The 20,079-nt window shown below is 56.7% G+C and carries 16 protein-coding genes and 1 pseudogene; 4 read left to right on the top strand and 13 right to left on the bottom strand.

Annotation, left to right across the window (positions count from 1 at the left end):
- Positions 1 to 17 precede the first annotated feature (17 nt).
- On the top strand, positions 18 to 5,711 hold the full coding sequence (locus AC1D19_RS29685; RefSeq protein ID WP_477765486.1) for a beta strand repeat-containing protein: 5,694 nt from the start codon (positions 18 to 20) through the stop codon (positions 5,709 to 5,711).
- Between the two features lie 153 nt (positions 5,712 to 5,864).
- On the top strand, positions 5,865 to 6,629 hold the full coding sequence (locus AC1D19_RS29680) for a tetratricopeptide repeat protein (protein WP_477755577.1): 765 nt from the start codon (positions 5,865 to 5,867) through the stop codon (positions 6,627 to 6,629).
- An 85-nt stretch (positions 6,630 to 6,714) separates the two neighbouring features.
- On the opposite strand, the gene AC1D19_RS29675 is transcribed toward AC1D19_RS29680, so the two are convergent.
- From AC1D19_RS29675 to AC1D19_RS29650, 6 genes are all read right to left on the bottom strand, one after another.
- Positions 6,715 to 7,455, bottom strand: a complete 741-nt coding sequence (locus AC1D19_RS29675) for a Mut7-C RNAse domain-containing protein (RefSeq protein WP_477755576.1) — start codon at positions 7,453 to 7,455, stop codon at positions 6,715 to 6,717.
- 101 nt (positions 7,456 to 7,556) lie between these two features.
- A complete protein-coding gene (gene dapF / locus AC1D19_RS29670) occupies positions 7,557 to 8,375 on the bottom strand; it encodes a diaminopimelate epimerase (protein ID WP_477765485.1) in 819 nt (272 codons plus the stop codon).
- Positions 8,376 to 8,589: 214 nt separating this feature from the next.
- A complete protein-coding gene (locus AC1D19_RS29665; RefSeq protein WP_477765484.1) occupies positions 8,590 to 9,015 on the bottom strand; it encodes a GNAT family N-acetyltransferase in 426 nt (141 codons plus the stop codon).
- A 247-nt stretch (positions 9,016 to 9,262) separates the two neighbouring features.
- Positions 9,263 to 9,640 (bottom strand): c-type cytochrome, encoded by a 378-nt coding sequence (locus tag AC1D19_RS29660; protein ID WP_477755574.1) that lies wholly within the window; start codon positions 9,638 to 9,640, stop codon positions 9,263 to 9,265.
- 458 nt (positions 9,641 to 10,098) lie between these two features.
- Positions 10,099 to 10,998, bottom strand: coding sequence for a DMT family transporter (locus AC1D19_RS29655; RefSeq protein WP_477765483.1), 900 nt, complete (start codon positions 10,996 to 10,998; stop codon positions 10,099 to 10,101).
- A 141-nt stretch (positions 10,999 to 11,139) separates the two neighbouring features.
- On the bottom strand, positions 11,140 to 11,598 hold the full coding sequence (locus AC1D19_RS29650) for an Lrp/AsnC family transcriptional regulator (RefSeq protein WP_477756489.1): 459 nt from the start codon (positions 11,596 to 11,598) through the stop codon (positions 11,140 to 11,142).
- Between the two features lie 268 nt (positions 11,599 to 11,866).
- On the opposite strand from AC1D19_RS29650, the gene AC1D19_RS29645 reads away from it, so the two are divergent.
- Complete coding sequence (locus tag AC1D19_RS29645) at positions 11,867 to 13,255, top strand: amino acid permease (protein WP_477756490.1); 1,389 nt, start codon at positions 11,867 to 11,869, stop codon at positions 13,253 to 13,255.
- Positions 13,256 to 13,817: 562 nt separating this feature from the next.
- On the opposite strand, the gene AC1D19_RS29640 is transcribed toward AC1D19_RS29645, so the two are convergent.
- The 6 genes from AC1D19_RS29640 to AC1D19_RS29615 form a co-directional block, all read right to left on the bottom strand.
- A complete protein-coding gene (locus AC1D19_RS29640) occupies positions 13,818 to 14,363 on the bottom strand; it encodes a DinB family protein (RefSeq protein ID WP_477765482.1) in 546 nt (181 codons plus the stop codon).
- A gap of 189 nt (positions 14,364 to 14,552) precedes the next feature.
- Positions 14,553 to 15,074 carry an N-acetyltransferase family protein gene (locus AC1D19_RS29635; protein WP_477765481.1) on the bottom strand — a complete coding sequence of 174 codons (522 nt, stop codon included), beginning with the start codon at positions 15,072 to 15,074 and terminating at the stop codon, positions 14,553 to 14,555.
- A gap of 185 nt (positions 15,075 to 15,259) precedes the next feature.
- On the bottom strand, positions 15,260 to 15,385 hold the full coding sequence (locus AC1D19_RS29630) for a hypothetical protein (protein ID WP_477754924.1): 126 nt from the start codon (positions 15,383 to 15,385) through the stop codon (positions 15,260 to 15,262).
- 688 nt (positions 15,386 to 16,073) lie between these two features.
- On the bottom strand, positions 16,074 to 16,277 hold the full coding sequence (locus AC1D19_RS29625) for a hypothetical protein (protein WP_477765488.1): 204 nt from the start codon (positions 16,275 to 16,277) through the stop codon (positions 16,074 to 16,076).
- Positions 16,278 to 16,345: 68 nt separating this feature from the next.
- Positions 16,346 to 16,570: a hypothetical protein gene (locus AC1D19_RS29620; RefSeq protein WP_008019294.1), complete on the bottom strand. Its 225-nt coding sequence runs from the start codon at positions 16,568 to 16,570 to the stop codon at positions 16,346 to 16,348.
- 28 nt (positions 16,571 to 16,598) lie between these two features.
- Positions 16,599 to 16,850 carry a hypothetical protein gene (locus tag AC1D19_RS29615; RefSeq protein WP_043302427.1) on the bottom strand — a complete coding sequence of 84 codons (252 nt, stop codon included), beginning with the start codon at positions 16,848 to 16,850 and terminating at the stop codon, positions 16,599 to 16,601.
- A 342-nt stretch (positions 16,851 to 17,192) separates the two neighbouring features.
- On the opposite strand from AC1D19_RS29615, the gene AC1D19_RS29610 reads away from it, so the two are divergent.
- Positions 17,193 to 18,377: a hypothetical protein gene (locus tag AC1D19_RS29610; protein ID WP_477765480.1), complete on the top strand. Its 1,185-nt coding sequence runs from the start codon at positions 17,193 to 17,195 to the stop codon at positions 18,375 to 18,377.
- A 274-nt stretch (positions 18,378 to 18,651) separates the two neighbouring features.
- Here AC1D19_RS29610 and AC1D19_RS29605 read toward each other — a convergent pair.
- A pseudogene (locus AC1D19_RS29605) lies at positions 18,652 to 19,778 on the bottom strand (transposase).
- Positions 19,779 to 20,079 lie beyond the last annotated feature (301 nt).

Below are 20,079 nucleotides of genomic sequence, written 5' to 3'. Positions count from 1 at the left end.
ATGATGACGTGTTCACGGTGCAAGTCAGCGACGGCTTGGGTGGCGTCGACACCCAGCTGGTGACCGTCACCGTCACCGGCAGCAACGACGCGCCGGTGCTCAGTTTCGTGACAGGCAATGAGGCGGGCGCGGTGCAGGAAGACACCAAACTCAGCGTCAATGGCCAGTTCAGTTCGGCCGACATCGATCACGATGCCACGGCGACCTGGACCATCAATGGCGCGTCCACCGGCACCTACGGTTCGATCGCCGTGGACAGCAGCGGCCAGTGGACCTACACCCTGGCCAACGGCACCGACGGGGTCGCCAGTGCGGTGCAGGCGCTGAAGGCGGGCGAGAGCCATGAGGACGTGTTCACGGTGCAAGTCAGTGACGGCCTGGGTGGCGTCGACACCCAGCTGGTGACGATCACCGTCACCGGCAGCAACGACGCGCCCGTGCTCAGCTTCGCGACGGGCAATGCTGCCGGCGCGGTGCAGGAAGACACCACGCTCAGCGTGAATGGCCAGTTCAGCTCGGCCGACATCGATCACGACGCCACGGCGACCTGGAGCATTGCCGGGTCAAATACCGGCACCTACGGCGCGATCGCCGTGGACAGCAGCGGCCAGTGGACGTACACCCTGGCCAACGGCACCGATGGGGTTGCCAGTGCGGTGCAGGCGCTGAAGGCGGGCGAGAGCCATGATGACGTGTTCACGGTGCAAGTCAGCGACGGCTTGGGTGGCGTCGACACCCAGCTGGTGACCGTCACCATCACCGGCAGCAACGACGCGCCCGTGCTCAGCTTCGCGACCGGCAACGATGTTGGCACCGTGCAGGAAGACACCACGCTCAGCGTCAGCGGCCAGTTCAGCTCGGCCGACATCGATCACGATGCCACGGCGACCTGGAGCATCAATGGCGCGGCAACCGGCACCTACGGTTCGATCGCCGTGGACAGCAGCGGCCAGTGGACCTACACCCTGGCCAATGGCACCGACGGCGTTGCCAGTGCGGTGCAGTCGCTGAAGGCGGGCGAGAGCCATGATGACGTGTTTACGGTGCGGGTCAGCGACGGCCTGGGCGGCGTCGACACCCAGCTGGTGACCATCACCGTCACCGGCAGCAATGACGCGCCCGTGCTCAGCTTCGCGACGGGCAATGCGGCCGGCGCGGTGCAGGAAGACACCACGCTCAGCGTGAATGGCCAGTTCAGTTCGGCCGACATCGATCACGATGCCACGGCAACCTGGACCATCAATGGCGCATCAACAGGCACCTACGGCTCGATCGCCGTGGACACCACCGGCCAGTGGACCTACACGCTGGCCAATGGCACCGACGGGGTCGCCAGTGCGGTGCAGTCGCTGAAGGCGGGCGAGAGTCATGAGGACGTGTTCACGGTGCAGGTCAGCGATGGCCTCGGCGGTGTCGACACCCAACTGGTGACGATCACCGTCACCGGCAGCAACGACGCCGCCGTGCTGTCCTCGGCCAGCGTTACGCTGAGCGAAACCAATGCTCCGCTGACCACCAGCGGCACCCTGACCATCAGCGACGTCGACAACGCCGCAACCTTCGCCGCGCAAACCAACACCGTCGGCAGCCACGGCCAGTTCTCCATCGGCACCGGCGGTGCCTGGACCTACGTCGCCAGTTCCGCCCACAACGAGTTCGCGGCCGGCACCACCTACACCGACACCTTCGCGGTGAGCAGTGCCGACGGCACCCTCACTTCGGTCACCGTGCATATCCTCGGCACCAACGATGCCGCCGTGCTGTCCGCCGACATCGCCAACCTCACCGAGACCAATGCTGCGCTGACCACCGCTAGCACCCTGACCATCAGCGACGTCGACAGCGCCACAACCTTCGTCGCCCAAACCAACACCGCCGGCAGCTACGGCCAGTTCTCCATCGGTACCGGCGGTGCCTGGACCTACGTCGCCAGTTCCGCCCACAACGAGTTCGCCGTCGGTACCACCTACACCGACACCTTCGCGGTGAGCAGCGCCGACGGCACCCTCACTTCAGTCACCGTGCATATCCTCGGCACCAACGATGCGGCCGTGCTGTCCGCCGACATCGCCAACCTCACCGAGACCAATGCTGCGCTGACCACCGCTGGCACCCTGACCATCAGCGACGTCGACAGCGCCGCAACCTTCGTCGCGCAAACCAACACCGCCGGCAGCTACGGCCAGTTCTCCATCGGCACCGGTGGTGCCTGGACCTACGTCGCCAACTCCGCCCACAACGAGTTCGCCGCCGGTACCACCTACACCGACACCTTCGCGGTGAGCAGTGCCGACGGCACCCTCACTTCGGTCACCGTGCATATCCTCGGCACCAATGATGCCGCCGTGCTGTCCGCCGGCATCGCCAACCTCACCGAGACCAATGCCGCCGTCGACATTTCCACCGCCGGCACCCTGACCATCAGCGACGTCGACAGCGCCGCAACCTTCGTCGCGCAAACCAACACCGCCGGCAGCTACGGCCAGTTCTCCATCGGCACCGGTGGTGCCTGGACCTACGTCGCCAGTTCCGCCCACAACGAGTTCGCCGCCGGTACCACCTACACCGACACCTTCGCGGTGAGCAGCGCCGACGGCACCCTCACTTCGGTCACCGTGCATATCGCCGGCAGCAACGACTCACCGACGATCACTTCCAATGGTGGCGGTGCGACGGCTTCGATCAACGTGGCGGAGAACACCACGGCGGTCTCGACAGTGGCGGCGACCGATGTTGATCTGCCGGCACAAACGCTGAGCTACAGCATCGTCGGCGGAGCGGATGTCGCGAAGTTCTCGATCGTTTCAGGTACAGGCGTGCTGAGCTTTATCTCTGCACCCAACTTTGAAGCACCGACTGATTCGGGAACGAACAACGTTTATGACGTGATTGTGCGGGCGTCGGACGGCACGCTGTTTGACGACCAGGCAATCGCGGTAACCGTGACGGGAGTCAACGACAACTCCCCGGTGATCACCTCCAACGGTGGTGGTACGACGGCTTCGATCAACGTGGCGGAGAACACCACGGCGGTAACGACGGTGGTGGCAACCGACGTTGATCTTCCGGCGCAAACGCTGAGCTACAACATCGTCGGCGGAGCGGATGCCGCGAAGTTCTCGATTGCTTCAGGCACAGGCGTGCTGAGCTTTATCTCTGCACCCAACTTTGAAGCGCCGACTGATTCGGGGACGAACAACGTCTATGACGTGATTGTGCGGGCGTCGGACGGCACGCTGTTTGACGACCAGGCAATCGCGGTAACCGTGACGGGAGTCAACGACAACTCCCCGGTGATCACCTCCAACGGTGGTGGTACGACGGCTTCGATCAACGTGGCGGAGAACACCACGGCGGTCACGACAGTGCTGGCGACCGATGCAGATCTACCAGCGCAGACGCTGAGCTACACGATCCTGAATACGGCCGGGACGGACTTCAGCAAGTTCTCGATCAGTTCGAGTGGGGTGCTGACGTTCAATTCGGCGCCGGATTACGAGAATCCCCAAGATGTCGGTGGTACCGACGGCGACAACGCCTATGTTGTGGACGTTCAGGTGGCCGACGGCAATGGCGGAACCGACACGCAGACCATTACGGTAAACGTGCAGAACGTCGTTGAGACACCAGTTGATACTGTGGCGCCGACGGTGACAATAACGGGGACAACCTTAGCGAGTCCGGTTGGAACGTCGACGGTCACATTCCAGTTCAGTGAGGTTGTGAGCGGCTTCAACCTTTCGGACGTCACGGTGAGTACAACGGGTACAACGCCCCGCGGAACCTGGAGTAACTTCACGCAGGTAGACGGCGATACCTACACGGCGACGCTGACTAGAACGCTGACCGGTAGCGTGAAAGTCGACGTTGCCGCGAACAGCTACACCGACCTGGCGGGTAATCCTGGTGCTGCCGGGAGCAGTGCAAACCTTCCGGCAGGCGTTGCCGGCGAACCTATCAATCTAGCCCTCAACATCCCGTTGGCCGATATTAGCGGCCCGATAACGGTGGCCATCAGCGGTGTTCCCTCGGGATGGACATTCAACGCAGGTACCGACAACGGCGACGGCACCTGGACCGTGCAAACCAGCGATCCCGCCGCATTGACTGTGACAACTCCAAGCGACTTCGCCGGTGCGTTGGTGCTCGATGTCAACATGCACTGGAGCAACAGCGACGGCAGCCCAGCAAGCGCCTATGTGTTCAACAACGTCGAAGTCTATGCCCCGGGCGCGCCGATCTTCGCCTTGTCCGCTGACGACAACCTGACCGGCTCGTCCGGTGCCGACACCTTCGTCTTCGCTCAGCCGATCGGCAACAACGTCATTTACAGCTTCGATGCGGCGGCGGACAAAATTGACTTGATCGGCTTCACGGGCGTCAACGATTTTGCCGATGTGAGTGTCGCCAACGATGCGAACGGCAATGCCGTGCTCAGCATCAGCGCCGACCAGACGATCACGGTCAAAGGTGTGGATGCGGCGGCGTTGAGCGGGGCCAACCTGCTGTTCGATGTGGACCCGGTCACGACCAATACGGGCACCATCACCATTGCCGACGGCGCGATCATGCCGTTCGGTGGCCGCATCGACAACAGCGGCACCATAGCGCTCGGCTCCACCGGCAGCGGGACCGATCTCGAGATTCTGTTCCGTGGCGCGACGTTGACCGGTGGCGGGCAAGTGGTGCTGTCCGACAGCGCGCAGAACGTGATCTTTGGTGGCAGCGCGGACACGGTGCTCACCAATGCCGACAACACCATCTCGGGTGCCGGCCAGTTGGGAGCGGGGCAGATGACGCTGGTCAACTCGGGCCTGATCCTTGCCAGCGGCGTCAATGCGCTGGTGATCGATACCGGTAGCAGCGTCGTCGCCAACACGGGTGTGCTGCAAGCCAGCGGCAGCGGCGGATTGGTGATTGAAAGTGCGCTCGTCAACAGCGGCAGCCTGTGGGCGAACGATGGCAACATCACCGTCCACGCAGATGCCAGTGGCGCGGGAAGCGCGACTATCAGCGGTTCGGCGATGCTGGAATTCGGTGCAGCCTCCGATCAGCATGTGACGTTTGACAACGGCGCGGCAGGCATGCTCAAACTCGATGAGTCGGCGGCGTTCAGTGGCAGCGTCAGCGGTTTTGCCGCGGGTGACAAGCTGGACTTTGGCGATATTGCGTTCGGCGCCAATACGCAGATCACCTATGCCGCGAATGACACAGGCACCGGCGGGATGCTGAGCGTGAGCGACGGCACACATGTGTCGCAGGTCGCGCTCAATGGCCAATACGCGGCGGCGGGTTTGCAGGCGAACGACGAGGGCAGCGGCAGCGAGCTGGCCTACGATGCAGCGGCGGCAAACCACACGATGCTGGGCGGCCAGGCCAACGACATTCTGATCGGCGGTGCAGGTGACGATTTGTTCTTCGGCGGGCTGGGCAACGACACACTCGACGGCGGCCTCGGCAACGATACCTTCGTGTTTGCTGCGGCAGGTTTCGGCAACGACTCGATCCAGGGCTTCGATATCGATCCGGTCGGAGGGCAGGACTTGCTCAATATCGCGGGGCTGGGGATCAGCAGCGAGACGTTCGCTGCCAACGTGAGCATTGCGGCTGACGGGGCGGACACGGTGATCGGGATCGGAGTGGACACTATTCGCCTTGTCGGAGTTAACAGTGCAGGAATCGATCAGGCGGACTTTATCCTGACGGCATGATGCTTTTCCTGCTGGCCGCACGTTGCTTCGCGGTTTCAGCGGGAACTTCAGGGTACTGGCCAGGTCAATTGGGGCCCTGTATCGGAGATACCGAGCAGCGCTGAGGCCTGTTTTATGGCAGTGCCGTCCGAGATCAGTCGAGTCCGCCCCCCGATGCCAACCAAGAGTTTTCTACCGGGTCTCATCCTGGCGTTCTGCGCCGTCGCGTCGCTTTGTTCGGTTGCTGCCGAGCGAAGAGCGCCCGCGCAAAGTAACAGCGCATCGACCACCCTGATCGAAACCGCCTCGCGGCAGTATGAAAATGGCCAGTTGGACCAGGCCGCTGCCACGCTGGAGCGTGCCCTGCATATCCAGCCGAACAATCCCGCGACGTTGCATTACCTCGGTGTGTTGCGTCTTCAGCAGGGGCAGTACCAGCAGGCGGAAACCTTGGCGGCGCGCTCGAATATGCGGGTTGGTCGCAACGTCGAGTTACGCAACCGCAACTTCCAATTGATCCAGGCGGCGCAGCAGGCCCAGTCTTCGAATACCCCACCCACTGCCAAAGAGGACCTGGTTGCAGTACAGAAGGGGCTGGAAGCGGAAACCCAAAGGCACCGCGAAGCAGACATGGCCGTTGCTGAACAATCCACTGCGGACAATGGGCGCGACGCTGGCAACTTCGCTCGCGCAAAGGCAGATTGGACATCGGATTCACCGATGGCTGGCAGACCTCGACCCGAAGGAGAAGGGCAAGTGGCTTCCGTCCCGCCGGCGCCCGCGTACGAAGAGGTTGAGATTCCCCGCGGCCATTTGCCGCCTCCGGGTAAATGCCGGATCTGGTTCCCTGATCGCCCGCCGGGGCATCAGCCCCCACCCGGCAAATGCAAGAAGCTGCGATATCGGGTTCCGTCAGGGGCCTACCTGGTGCACGGTTGAGTTTCCGAGTGCCCACTTCTGGCCGTTATCGACCTGGTGCAAAAGCCGGTTATCCCTGGCAACGCAGCCGGCCCGATGCGCGCGGTTATCGGTTCAGCAGCGGTGCCAGCAATGCACACATGCCGCGCCAGTGTGAACCTTCCCAGTAAACCCGTTGGCAGGCGCCGCAGCGCAGGAAGTGCGAATAGAGGGCGCCAATGCGTGGCGGTACCAGCGGCCGAGCCAGTTCCGGGCTGATCTCGTGCAGCGGCAGGTTGCAATGAAGGCACAGGCTGAATGGCCGCGCGCTACGCGCCAGGTCGAGGCGCTCGTACAATTCGCGCAGCTGCAGCGACGGTTTCAGGGCATGCACGTAACAGCCGTGGCTGATGATCCGCCGCTTGAGCAGTTCGCGGTCACGGGTTAGCACGATGCGTCCTTGCTGCGCAGCGATCTCGGCGATCTCGCCATCCTCGAAACCATTGTCGTAGAGAGTGTCGAAGCCACTCATGCGCAGCAGGCTGGCCAGCCCGCCAAGGTGCACATCAGCGACGAAGCGCAGCACCCGTAAAGGTTGCGCACGAACCTTGAGCAGCGGGCTGATGTCCAGTGCTTCGAACTTGGGATACACCGCCAGCCGGTCACTGTCGAGGATCACCCGCTCGAAGCCCGCCGACTCGCCGTTGAGCAGCACCAGCTCGACCTCGGTGTGCGGTACTCCGAGCGCCTCGATCATGTGCTTGACCGTCGCCCCTTGCGCGCACTCGCAGGTGAAGGATTGCCGCCGCCGTTCGGCCGGCAGGAAATCGTTGAGTTCATCAAAGAAGCGGAAAGTTGCACTGGTCATGCTCAACAGTATGGCAGGGCTGCGGGATGTGCGAGTCTGGTCCGGACACCACCCATCTCGCTTGGGAGTGATCGACTTACCTGCTTATCACGATTTAGCCACTACAAAGCTTGTAACAGGGCGCCCGAAATCATTCCCGAAAAAGTCGTCTCTACCGGACCGGTCAGGACGACAGATCCCACGCCATCCCATTGAACCGTTACAGTTCCGCCATCACATTCAACCTCAACGCAATTGTCTAACAAGCCGCGACGAATTCCGTTTACAGCAGCGCCACAAGAGCAGGAACCTGAACCAAGCGGAATCGCTCCCCAGCGCTCCCAAATGCGCAAACGAATGTGCTTTCGGTCAATGATCTGGACGAAATGCACGTTCGTCCTGAGGGGGAAAAGGGAGTTGGTTTCTATGATCGGTCCGATTGTCGCTATGTCCACAGCTGTAAGATCATCCACAAAATAGGTGCAGTGCGGATTTCCCATGCTGCAAGCTGTTGGGCTACCCGCAAGTGGCAAACCTACAGTATCCATTTCCACAGCCAGAGGAATATCCGACCAGTCGAAAAGTGGTACCCCCATGTCGACGGAAATTGCGCCGGTTGAGGTCCGTTCGCAAGTGAGCAGGCCACGGTTGGTTCGCAGTGTTATCGACTTGGTATTTGATTGGCGCATCAACAAATCCGCGGCACCCCGCGTCGCGCTGCCACAAACGTCCAGTGTGGAGCCACCTGCATTCCAAAACATCAAGCGCGCATCTGCATCATCGTCATCGAGCACCACCGCAAGTTGATTGAACCCGACTCCCCGGTTTCGGTCACCCATTCGCCGAGCCATGCTGTCTGTCATGGGATTGGACGAGTTACGCGAGTCCACGATAACGAAGTCATCGCCATTGGCGTGCATTTTATGAAACCTCAGCGGCATGAATTGACCCTGGCGATGAGAAAAGGGATGAGTTGATGTTTAAAGTCGATCTATCCCCATACGCATGGTTTTTGCAAGCTGTGTGGAAGCTCAAGACGGGGAGGTGCCTGGCAGACAATTGCGTTGCGCAGTCAATCTTTAGGAACAAGCAGTCCGCTATTGGCCGTTTTCTGCCTGCTACGACGCAGCTATCGGGCCAAAATCCAAATCGCTGTCAGCGCAATGACTTCTGGTAATAGAGCCGGGTATGTCCCGGTGGATAGTCTGCCAGGCGTCCGAATTCGGAATAGCCAAGTTTTTGATAAAAGCCGGGTGCCTGAAAGCTGAAGGTCTCCAGCCAGATACCAGTGCAATTCTTTTTATGTGCGACCTCTTCGGCCATGCGCATTAGCCGCTCTCCGATACCGTGGCCACGCATCGACTCGGGAACGCTGACAAGATCGATGAGCAGCCATCGATATGAGACCTTGCCGTACAGCCCGCCAATAACTTCATTGCTGTCAGGGTCTCGTAGCAACAGGGCAAATGTTTCATGGGCATCGTCCCCACCGTTGGCCAGATTGTGGGCCAGCAAAGGGGTCAAAATTCCTAACCGCTCTTCTTCAGTCGCGTTTTCCGAAAGCTGGACTTCTACAGACATGGCGCTCTCCCTGAGCTATGAGTAACGGGGTCAACAAGGTAGCCCATTTCTGTCACCCCATGGTGAATCAGCAAATGCATCAATCGTCCGATTTTTGATGGGCTGGATGGCTGCTCTTGGCCGTTATTTGCCTGTCACGACCGCAGCCGATTGCTGCGAGAGGTCGACGGGCTCACCGGCATTGCCCCACAAGCCCTCAAACCTGAAATGGCTCTTGGATTTCTGTGTCTGCCGCTCAACTCAAAAATTATCGATTTTTTGAAATCACACCACTCATGTATTGATTTAAATCGCGCAGATCTTCAATCCTCCATGAGTACGGCGATAGCTTTACACCATTCTCTCGCAAAGTTTTTGGAATCAAGTCTCCATTTGGACGAAGTATTATCGATGATACAATCACGCCCGGATAATCATTTAATCGTTTTTTGAAAACGGATGTTGTTAGATCAGGTGTAGGAGGATTGCTTTTGTTAGCCAATGGTCCTGTTGCTTTGAGATCTATTCCGTGGCACATGGTGCATCGCTGTAAATAGAGATTTTTTCCATTAACATTATCCGCGAAGGATAGTGATGTTTGAATTAGCGATAAAATTCCTAGCGAAGCGATGAATAATATTTTCATTGTTTTTATCTTCCTTGATGGATCAGCGTCGATTGGACGCGATTTGGTGCGCGGGAAAGATATCAGCCATCGTATCGGCACACACAGTCATTTCTGATGCCCATTGAATCAACTCGTTTTCCGATTGCGCCAGGTAACCGGGTAGTTGCTTTGAATCAATACCTGCTGGTTGGGCGTACCAGGACCAGGCTTTACGCCCAACAGGAAATTCGAGTAACCCAGTCTACACGTCAGTGTTTTCAGGTTCCCCCAGCCAGTCCTCGAAGCGCTCCGTCTTACCGGGTTGTACCGGATCATCCATTACCAGCATGGTCATTTCCTTCCATGGTCACACCGTTCGACGGTGCTCTCATCCTGAGATAGCACGAGGGATATCGAGCCCTGCCATTAAAGTGGGGCGGCAAGGTAGTGACGGGGAGCGTTGAAGTCAATATGCCAGCAAAGGCCCCGTCAATCGCTCACTCAGTCGTCGGGGCCGGGGCTTTACTGCCCAAGCGGATCAGCTCATTGGAGAAACACAGCCCGACGATGATCAGTGCCGCCCCCGCGAACAGGCTTTCGCGCGGTACTTCATGGAGCACCACAAACGCCAGCAGCGCGGCGAACAGCGGCTCGGTCAGTTCCAGCGCCTGCACTTGGGATGGCTTGAGATATTCGATGGCCTTGGTGGTGCAAAAGAAGCCGAGGATGGTCGGCAGCGCGGCCAGCGCCAGCAGTGCGGCGATCGCCAATGGCGACAGCTCGCCGATCACAAAACCATCGGCCGCAGCCGGCATCAGCAGGTACAGGCTGCCAAAAAACAGCAATTGCCGGGTGAGGTGCGGCCCCCCGGACACGCCCATCTGCTTCATGGCAACCGAAAAGGCCCCATAACCGCAGCCGGCCATGGAGGCAAGCGCAGCGCCTTGCAGGGTAAAGCCCTGTTGCAGGTCGGCGCCAAAGATCACCGCGATCCCGGCGATGGCCAGTGCGGCGCCCACGGTCGCGTTCGCGGTGATGGCATCCTTGAGGAAAATGCGCCCCAGGATGATCGAGGAAATCGAGGCACTGGCCATCAGCACCACCACTACACCTGCCGCAGCGTAATGCCGATAGGCAGACGTTTCGAAGTGAAACAGCACGAAGATGCCAAGGAAGGCGCAGATTGCCGCCTGAGTCCATTTGGCTGTAGACGCCGGGCGCTTGAGGAAAAGCAATAGGATCGAAAGTAGCATGCAACCCAGCAGGGTCTTGATGACGGCCACACTGCTGGCAGTGAAGCCATTACTCATGAGTACTTTGCTAAGCACACCGATCGTCGCGTTCAGTGCCGCGGCGCAGAGTGCAAACATGACGCCTTTGCTGAAACTGGATTGCATTGATGACGGTCCCTGTCGTTGCTTTGTCGTTAGATAGAATGCCAGCCCACATCGACGGCGCCAAGTTCGAGGATACAAAGATCCCGCCAACCCCGGCATTGATTGTGTGACTCGTCCTGAACAAGGGGCAAGCCCAGGCACTTACAGTGGCAAGGTATTGCAGTGCTTGATCTCCTTGAGCGAAAACCCGGTGTACATTTCCTTGATATTGCCGAGCGTACGTATGCGATGCATGGCGAGTTCATGGAATGCCTCCATGTCTTTGACGACTACCTGCAAGAGGTAGTCGTATTTCCCCGACACTTTGTGACAGGCAATAATGTTGGGCAGCGCCAGAACGCCCGCTTCGAAATGCTCCATGGCGTCCTCGGAGTGACTATCGAGGGTGACGCTGATGAAAGCAAAAAGTCCCAGCCCCATGGTCTTTGGGTTCAAGTGCGCGTGATACCCGACAATCACCTCCTCTTCCAGGCGCTTCAGGCGCTTCCAGCAGGCTGGCGCTGACAGGTAGACACGAGCGGCGATCTCGGCGTTCGTCAGGCGACCATTCATTTGCAGAATTTCCAGAATTGAACGATCAACCTTATCCATTTCCGCCATGTTTTCTCTCCCTTTAACAATGAGTACGCGGTAGGGCGATTGGCCCCATCCCGCAGGTCCTTGATCAAGCATCCATTTCTAGAAACGACAAATATTAGAAAGAAAATTACCTAAAGAACACATTTTGGATAATTAACGTCTGAAAAATAATCAAATACAGATCCGTTTCGAAAGCTAATTTTCAAGGCGCTGAAATACAATTTCTTGTCATTTCCGACACCCAAGCCACTGGCTCTGACAATAAAAACAAGTAACAACGGAGGCAATATTGAGCATTTTCAGAACAAAAGACCTGGACGCAATGATTGCTGCTGCCCGAGCTCCTGCCGGGTTGAAAAAAGTGCTGGGGCCGATGGATCTGGTCCTGATTGGTATCGGTGCAATCGTGGGGACAGGCATCTTTGTATTGACCGGAACCGGCGCATTGACTGCGGGACCGGCCCTCATGGTTTCATTCCTGTTAGCGGCGTTGGCCTGTGCATTTGCAGCGCTCTGTTATGCTGAGTTCGCCTCATCTGTACCGGTAGCAGGCTCGATTTACACCTACAGCTACGCGACGCTGGGAGAGTTGGTGGCCTGGATGATCGGCTGGGATCTGATGCTCGAATACGGACTGGCCAGTTCGGCTGTGTCTGTTGGGTGGTCGGGTTACTTCCAGTCCCTGCTGAGCGGATTTGGGCTGAATCTTCCGGTTGTGCTTACGGCGGCTCCAGGCTCTTTGCCCGGTGTGGAAACCTGGTTCAACCTACCCGCGCTGGTGATTATGCTGGCAATTACCTGGATGCTTTCCATGGGCATCAAGGAATCTGCGCGCGTAAACAACGTGATGGTGATCATCAAGATCGCCGTGGTGCTGCTCTTCATCGCCGTTGGTGTGCGACATGTTCAACCGGCTAACTGGCAACCTTTCGCGCCCTTCGGTGGCCAAGGCATTTTGAGTGCTTCGGCCCTGGTTTTTTTTGCTTTTATTGGTTTCGATGCGGTTTCCTCTGCCGCCGAAGAAGTGAAAAACCCGGCGCGTGACCTCCCCATCGGCATTATCGGTTCCTTGGCCGTTTGTGCGGTGTTGTACGTTGCCGTTTCAATGATCATGACCGGTATCGTGCCCTATGCCCAATTCCTTGGCGTTGATCATCCGGTCTCATTGGCGTTGCAACATGCCGGTGAAAGCTGGGTTGCCGGGTTCGTTGATTTAGGCGCAATCATTGGCATGACGACTGTCATTCTGGTTATGGCGTACGGTCAAACCAGGATCATCTACGCGATGTCGCGCGACGGACTGCTTCCCCAGCGCCTTTCCAGGGTTCATCCACGATTCGGCACACCATTTTTCGCCACCTGGATGGTCGGAATAGTCTTCGGGCTGATCTCGGCTCTGATTCCGCTGAACGTCCTCGCCGAGCTGATCAATATCGGTACGTTGGCCGCATTCAGTTTGATCTCGGTGGCAGTGATCGTATTGCGCAAGACCCGACCCGATCTCCCTCGCGCATTCAGATGCCCGGGCGTGCCCGTTGTTCCGTTGCTCGCCATCGCGTTCTGCGTAACCTTGATGACCTTCCTCAAGCAGACGACCTGGCTGGTATTTGGGGCGTGGTTGGCAATTGGCCTGGTGATCTACTTCGCCTATGCGAGGCGCCGCTCGTTGTTGCATTAATCCGGCATTTCGTCAGGCCTCTTTGGAGTGTCAATCAACCTCCAATAGTTTTCAGGTGCGAAACTGCATTCCAGTTGCGCACCTGATTGCATTCGCCTGTCAATCCTCACCTCATTTATCCTGCTTTTTGTCAAAGCGAGCAGAACTTGCTATCAGGACCCGCTGTGAGGATTGCAACACTTCTTGAATGGGGCCTGTTTGCTCTATAACCGAAAAGGATAGTCACGATATTCTATTGCAGCTATACGTGATCCCGCTCTCGGCCAGGAATCGGAATACAAACTGTCCGCCATGGGGCCAGGCTGTGTGAAAACGTCTGAGATTGTCTAATCTTCTGAGCGTCTAGATCGTAAAACGTTTAACGTCGAAATTAGTTCGAATACCCGTTTCTTCAGTAGACTTTTCTGGGGGCCTGGCTGACGTGCAAAATGGCCTGAACATGGATGCGATAGGCAGCTTTGGACCGTTTGCCGCTACTCGGGATCGACAACCAGCCTGGATGGCCACGCTGTTTCGTCGGCTCGATCAGATGTGACAAAACCCGGTCTGGCGCTGGGCTTTTCTACTTTGTGCAGGGCTCGGATGGAATGAGGACGACTAAATCCGTATCACCTATGTCGACACCCGCTTGTGAAAGCAAGGTAGTAACTTGTCCGCGGTGATGCGTCTGATGGTTGAAGAAATGCATGACCAAACCATAAAAGCTCCTGTCAGCGGGTACTCCCTTCATGTTTGTGTAATTGAGGGTGTGATCTAAATCCGAATCTGTAATGGAGCGAGCCCATGCGACAATTATCTGATCGAGCGACACTCTATGTGCCGAAAGCTCCCGGATATTTGAGAACAGTAACTGGTCGAGGCTTTCAGGAGCGGGAAGCTGCCGAATCGGCTCCAGAGCCAAGTGGTTAGCTGGGTGCCTGGCGAATCGCTTTAGCCAGATAGTGTCCCCGGCCACCAAGTGGTTCAACGTCCCGAGAATAGAACCAAAGAATGCTTTCCTATCCACTGAGAGCTCTTCATCTGGCAAGCTTCTGGATGCATCATAAATCTTTGCGTTCATCCACTCGTTATAGGTCGCCATCAGGCAAATATGGTTGGGGCGGCTCATCGTGTTCATCCTTTGAGTGAATACTTGATAAGCGATCCACGCTCATCCTGAAACCCAGTCTAGTGCTGGGCTTTGTTGTTTCTGAGGTGATGCAACAGGGAAAGGGACCACTTTTGCTTGGTAAGCGCCCGGTAAAGTCATCTGACTTTCACCTGACAACCAACCTGATAGAGAAACAATCGAACGCGCTTATCGGGAAAGCTCACATACCATTACAGCCATCCCAATTTCAGCCAGGTCAGTTTTGAAAGGGATTTCACCGACCTTTTGGAAACCGAATCCCTCATAGAAGCGCCGGGCGCTTGAATTGGTCTTGAGTACGTCAAGCCAGAGCAAGCGTTCTCCGCGCTCTATCGCTCGGTTGCAAATGAAATGCAGAAGCTGTTTCCCATACCCTCGTCCTGCTTCAGATTTGAGGAAGTAAATCTTTTGAAGCTCCGCGCCCACTGTGCCAGTTAGAGGCGCAGGCGTTGACCAGTTAACTTTGGAAAAACCTACGACCCTACCGCTTTCGTCTGAGACTATAAGCCACAAATGGCGAGCGGATGATTCGAGTGATTTTCTGAGCGTGCAGGGTGAGAAGTCTTGATTGAGGAAGCCCTGTATGCCGGCGAGAGACCAGATGGCCGAAAAATGCTCTCGGTAGGTCTCACAGCCGACTTCACGTAGAACATTGAGGTCGGCTTTAGTCGCTTCACGAATGTTGATCATATTCTTCCCCGGTTTATTCGCATGAAGAGTTTGATGGGAGCTCCCGGCGACGAAATTTGTCTTAGTTGCTAAGGGCCGGCCTGCGCTCGGGTTCTATCGTCATCAAAACAGAATGTAAGCACCAGACCAATCGTAGGCGAACGGTGAACGGCGCACCCACCTTGCATGATTATGCCGGCTGCCACTTATGCGACAGCAGACTGGATCAAACTCATGATCGCCGCCGCCCGTTTGCCGCTGCGTAGCGATCCGGCAAACATCCAGTTCGAGCGCCCAACCAGGTGGATCTCCTGGATCTCGTCCTGGGACATTATCCATTGGTCCAGGGATTTCTCGTCCTTGCCGATCGAGAGGATCTTTATCTGACATGACCTTCTCCTTAAGAATATTTGCCTTATCTTCGCGGTATGAGCACAACGCCACTACAGTGCTGTGTGTCTGGCCACCGTCCGCTTCTGGCCGTTCTCTGCCGATCATGGTTACAAAGCGTGCTGGTCAAATCCGATGCAATCGGTGGTCAGAACGAATGCAAATGACTGGTCAGGTCGAATGCAAGCGGGTGGTCAAGTGGAGTGCAATTTCGCAGTCATCTGACATGGTCGCTTCTCCAGTTCTTGTAGAAATCGTGGCAGCGACCAAAAAAATGGCCCGCATGCGGGCGGGCCAAATGGGAATTCTTCAAAGGAGCAGGGTTAATCTGCGCTCCGCCATGTGAGCGATTGGTGAAAAGCATGTCGCAGAAACGAAAAAGCCCGGCACATTAGCCGGGCTCTCTGTAGATGGGCCAAATCCCTTTGGCTGACTGCATTGTGCTTGGTAGGTGTGACGAAGGCATGACAGGGGCAGATACGAGAAGACCCGGCTCTGGACCGGGCATTTGAGTTACATCGGTACGACCGCCAAGCCGCTACAACATCTCGTCGTCATACCACGCGCCTACTCCGCCTTCCCCCGCACACTTCTTCTCGCCTTCATAACCCGCCAGCTAGTTTGTGCCGTTCAATGGAGAACCCTGCGACTCTCTCCAATCCTGATTCGATCAAGCGCCCGGTTTAATGCGTCCAAGGCATCGAGGAGAGCTTTCGCCTCGGCTTCCCGGTCATCCCCCCATAGGCGTTCAGCCATTTTGTTCAGGGCTTGGATAGAACGCTCAATTTCAGCAGCAGTCACTGCTGCTTTACTGTCCGTCAGCTTCTTCTTCATTGAGTAACCGTTTACAGGGCATTGCTTGTATTTCAGATCTAGCGCGAATACGCCCGCCAGACGCATGGCTATTCAGCCTTCCGGACAATCCTTCCCGCCTTCACCTCATCTGTGTAAGCAGTCAGCCGATCAGCTTGCTCATGCAGCTTTTCGATCGTCTCCATTGCCTCCAGAAGCTCTGTATCCCCGCGCTGTTTTGCAAGCCTGAACATTTCCAGGGCAGCTTCTTCGAGGGAATATGCAGCGGCTTTCAAGTCGCGGCGTAACTCTTGATTGGGTTTGTTAAGTGCCATGACAACCTCCTGCCAATCCCTTCCGCGATCATTGGCAGTGGTCTGCCTTCGCCGGCCGGACTACCTGACCTGCACCGATTTCTTTAATCCAGCCATCTAACCGATTCTCACCTTGCTGGAAGATTGTGATCATCCTTCGAAGCGCCTCAGCGTCTGGTCCATTACCTGCGTGGCTTAGCCGCTCGGCAATCCGAACTAACTCCACGGCCGACCACTTCAGATCAGAGGCGACACCCTGCAGATCGCGCTTCAGGTCCTGCACTGGTTTGTTGAGCCCCATCATCACCCCTTACAAGTCCCCACAACACTAATCCGATATTCAGTTGCAAAATTGCACTCTACTTGATCACCCGCTTGCATTCGACCTGACCAGTCATTTGCATTCGTTCTGACCACCGATTGCATCGGATTTGACCAGCACGCTTTGTAACCATGATCGGCAGAGAACGGCCAAAAGCAGGCGGTGGACGGAGCGATGGAAAAGAGTAGCTATGCTTGGTTTGCTGACGGAAATGATTGAGCCAAATGGGCTTCCGTTCTGTGAAGGTGTTATCACCTCACGTGAGGTGTCGAATATTCCTTGCGACTTTTGACCCAAGCCTTGCAGGAGTCCTTTCATTTCATGGCGAAGCTAATAGCCTTCACAGCGTTTCTACTGGTGGGGACTCCTCTCGAACAAGCCGCTGCCGGAAGTGCAGCGCTGAGAATATTCTGGTCAGAAACTATTCCTGGAGGGAGAGACACGCAAGACGCTCTCGCTATTCGAGGAATCTCGCTCGACGCCAGCGGTTCAATAGTGGCGTTAGGAAATAAAGGGGTATCGCAATCGATTCTCTTGCGGCCCAGCGGAGCAGGTCCTGGATCTATCATTGAGCTAGCAACTCAAGGGCAGGCCTTGCAAATTGTGCAGGGACCCGCTGAGACTCTTTGGCTTGCCGGTCTAACAAACAGGCGAATGTACGTCCCCGGCGGAACGATGGCAGATGCCTATCTCGGAAAGCTCGATCCACAGGGGCGAATCGTTGCGGAATACTCTTTTAGCTCGATCCGATTTCGCTTCATCAATAGCGTGACCTCGCTCGACTCAGGCGAATTGGTCGTCGCGGGTCGTGACGGTGCTGAAAATTGGCTGGCGGCCGTATCGACTCAGGGCAGGCTCTTGTGGCAACGAAGGTTAGGACTCGGAAAAGGGGTGGCTGTTTCAGCAGCAGGTGACCAAATCGTAGCGGCCACCATTGCAGGTAGGCGCGAGGACAACAACAAAAAATACTGGGACGATGTGAATGTCCTAAGTGTTGACCGCACGGGACACGTGATTGGCTGGCAAACTGTTAGAGCAAACATCAACAGCCATTCTGGAAGTGGTTCAGGAACGGTTGCGATGGTGAAGTCACGAACTGCGTTTTATGTACTATCGAGTTGGGACGATACTCAGAGCGCGAAGCCTCTGGAAATCACAAAGCTCTCCTTCGACGGTTCTATCTCCTGGCGCAAGGAGCTTTCGCAGTCAATATCGCAGGAGAGGAATAAAACCTGGAGATCCTGCGATCAAGGGCAGATGGCTCTTGAAAATGACGACCTCTTGGTCGTGTGTTCTATCGAAGCGCAGATTCTGGTTTTTCGGCTCGACGCAAAAAATGGTGATGTGACAGTTATGTCCGTACCATTGCCCGAATGCCATGAAGGCCGGCCGGCTGCGCTCTTCCTGACGCAAAGGAAGAATGGGGCGATCTGGATTTTTGGTTCGAGGCCGGACAGTAATGTAGGGAAAAGTTGCACGTGGCTTGGAGAGCTATCGCTTCCATGACGTTTATCTGCTTGGTTTTGTAGACACCTCCAAGCCTTAAAGTTAGACCACCAAGAAGTTAACTGCCCCCCGTCTCCCTAGACAAGGAAGATGTCTGACGGGCAGCTATGGGTCGATTCTGTTGAAAACAGTCGGATTTTCAGCTGGCCCGAACTCAGGCACGACCACCATCGGAGAACCTACTCACCACATTGAGTGGTTTCTCGGCCCTTCGTTGACCTTTGCTGCTCGGTTATTGGGTTAGTTTGAGGTTTTTTGCTTCGTGCAGGCGCACCTATCCCGTGGCAGGTGGCCCTTGAGAGGTAAATTTAGCCAGCCGTCGTAGGTTCTGCACCGCAGCGGCCAGCGTGAATTCATCAGTCGCGCCACTCATGCCTCGTAGTCTCAGGCGATCCAATTTCAGGATGCGCTTGAGGTGGGCAAACAACATTTCGACCTTTTTACGTTCGTGACGAGAGCGCACGTACGCAGGTGTCGCTGCGATTCGCCGAGCCACGTCGCGCGCGGCTTCATGGACGCTGCGAGCGATCTTGCGGAACGCAGTATTCGGACAGCACTTGGCTTTCATAGGACAGGCAACGCAGTCGGTCTGCCGGGATCGGAAGATGATGGTGTTGGCTTTGGTGACGTGCGAACGCTCGTTCTTGAAGGCTCGCCATTCACTGCGCAAAGCGTTGTCGGCCGGACAGCGGTATTCCTCAGCCTCTTCATTCCAGTGGAAATCATTGCTCGAAAAACTGTCGTTCTTGCGCTCGGTTTTGTCCCATACCGGCACGTGCGGTTCGATGTCTTTTTCCTCCACCATCCAGGCCAGCATCGGCGCGGTTCCGTAAGCGGTGTCGCCAATAAGGCGTTCCGGCTTGATGTCGAACTGCGCTTCGACCCGATCGATCATCGTCTTGGTGCTCTCGACTTCTGCGGTTCGATGAGCCGGTGTGGGTTCCACATCCATGATCACGCCGTGCTCGGTATCGATCAGATAATTCGTGGAGTAAGCGTAGAACGCTGGGCCACCTGGAGCTGCGGTCCAGCGGGCTTGAGGATCAGTCAGCGATAGGCGCTTCGGTAGCGTTTCGGCCAGAGCCTCTTCATCGAGCGCCTCAAGATACTCACGCACGGCGCGGCATCGCTCCAGTTGACCGGTTCATCTCCTGGCACGCCGCGCTGCCGGCGCTCTGAGCGAATGCCGTAGCAATAGCCCACGATCAGCATACGAATCATCAGTTCTGGATCAATCGACGGACGCCCAATCGGGCTGTAGAAATCGGCGAGGTAATGGCGCAGGTCGCTCAGATCGAGACATTGATCAATGCTGCGCAGAAGGTGATTGGCGGGGATGTGATCTTCAAGGTTGAACGAGTAAAACAAGCGCTCCTGCCCACTCGATAACTGTCCCATCATTCTGCGTGCTTCCCTGCTGGCCAATGTAGAGATTTTGCCGCAGGCCAGACAGGGGAGCTACTTTTTCAACAGAATCGGTCGACTACTGCCCTTCGTGACAGGCAGAAATCGGCCGAGGCTGTGTAAAAACGTTTTTGAGCGCGACAGATACTCGAAACCGGACTGGAAATCGCGCTTCTACGCGAAATCCACATCTGCTGACGTGCCGATAAATTTCAGATTTAACGTAGACAGGCACACTTCAATTTTGGCGAAGAGTTTTTACACACTCTGAACCCAAAGCCGACGGTGGTGACAGACA

This window comes from Pseudomonas sp. P1_C12 (genome assembly GCF_056406435.1).
This window is presented reverse-complemented; position numbering and strand designations above follow the sequence as displayed.

Excerpts from the sequence above, each read along its gene's own strand:
- AC1D19_RS29635 (WP_477765481.1), bottom strand. The coding sequence starts at position 15,074 with ATGATCAACATTCGTGAAGCGACTAAAGCCGACCTCAATGTTCTACGT.
- AC1D19_RS29680 (WP_477755577.1), top strand. The coding sequence starts at position 5,865 with ATGCCAACCAAGAGTTTTCTACCGGGTCTCATCCTGGCGTTCTGCGCC.
- dapF (WP_477765485.1), bottom strand. The coding sequence starts at position 8,375 with ATGCCGCTGAGGTTTCATAAAATGCACGCCAATGGCGATGACTTCGTT.
- AC1D19_RS29620 (WP_008019294.1), bottom strand. The coding sequence starts at position 16,570 with ATGGCACTTAACAAACCCAATCAAGAGTTACGCCGCGACTTGAAAGCC.
- AC1D19_RS29655 (WP_477765483.1), bottom strand. The coding sequence starts at position 10,998 with ATGCAATCCAGTTTCAGCAAAGGCGTCATGTTTGCACTCTGCGCCGCG.
- AC1D19_RS29640 (WP_477765482.1), bottom strand. The coding sequence starts at position 14,363 with ATGAGCCGCCCCAACCATATTTGCCTGATGGCGACCTATAACGAGTGG.
- AC1D19_RS29675 (WP_477755576.1), bottom strand. The coding sequence starts at position 7,455 with ATGACCAGTGCAACTTTCCGCTTCTTTGATGAACTCAACGATTTCCTG.
- AC1D19_RS29610 (WP_477765480.1), top strand. The coding sequence starts at position 17,193 with ATGGCGAAGCTAATAGCCTTCACAGCGTTTCTACTGGTGGGGACTCCT.
- AC1D19_RS29630 (WP_477754924.1), bottom strand. The coding sequence starts at position 15,385 with ATGTCCCAGGACGAGATCCAGGAGATCCACCTGGTTGGGCGCTCGAAC.
- AC1D19_RS29615 (WP_043302427.1), bottom strand. The coding sequence starts at position 16,850 with ATGGGGCTCAACAAACCAGTGCAGGACCTGAAGCGCGATCTGCAGGGT.
- AC1D19_RS29650 (WP_477756489.1), bottom strand. The coding sequence starts at position 11,598 with ATGGCGGAAATGGATAAGGTTGATCGTTCAATTCTGGAAATTCTGCAA.
- AC1D19_RS29665 (WP_477765484.1), bottom strand. The coding sequence starts at position 9,015 with ATGTCTGTAGAAGTCCAGCTTTCGGAAAACGCGACTGAAGAAGAGCGG.
- AC1D19_RS29660 (WP_477755574.1), bottom strand. The coding sequence starts at position 9,640 with ATGAAAATATTATTCATCGCTTCGCTAGGAATTTTATCGCTAATTCAA.
- AC1D19_RS29625 (WP_477765488.1), bottom strand. The coding sequence starts at position 16,277 with ATGAAGAAGAAGCTGACGGACAGTAAAGCAGCAGTGACTGCTGCTGAA.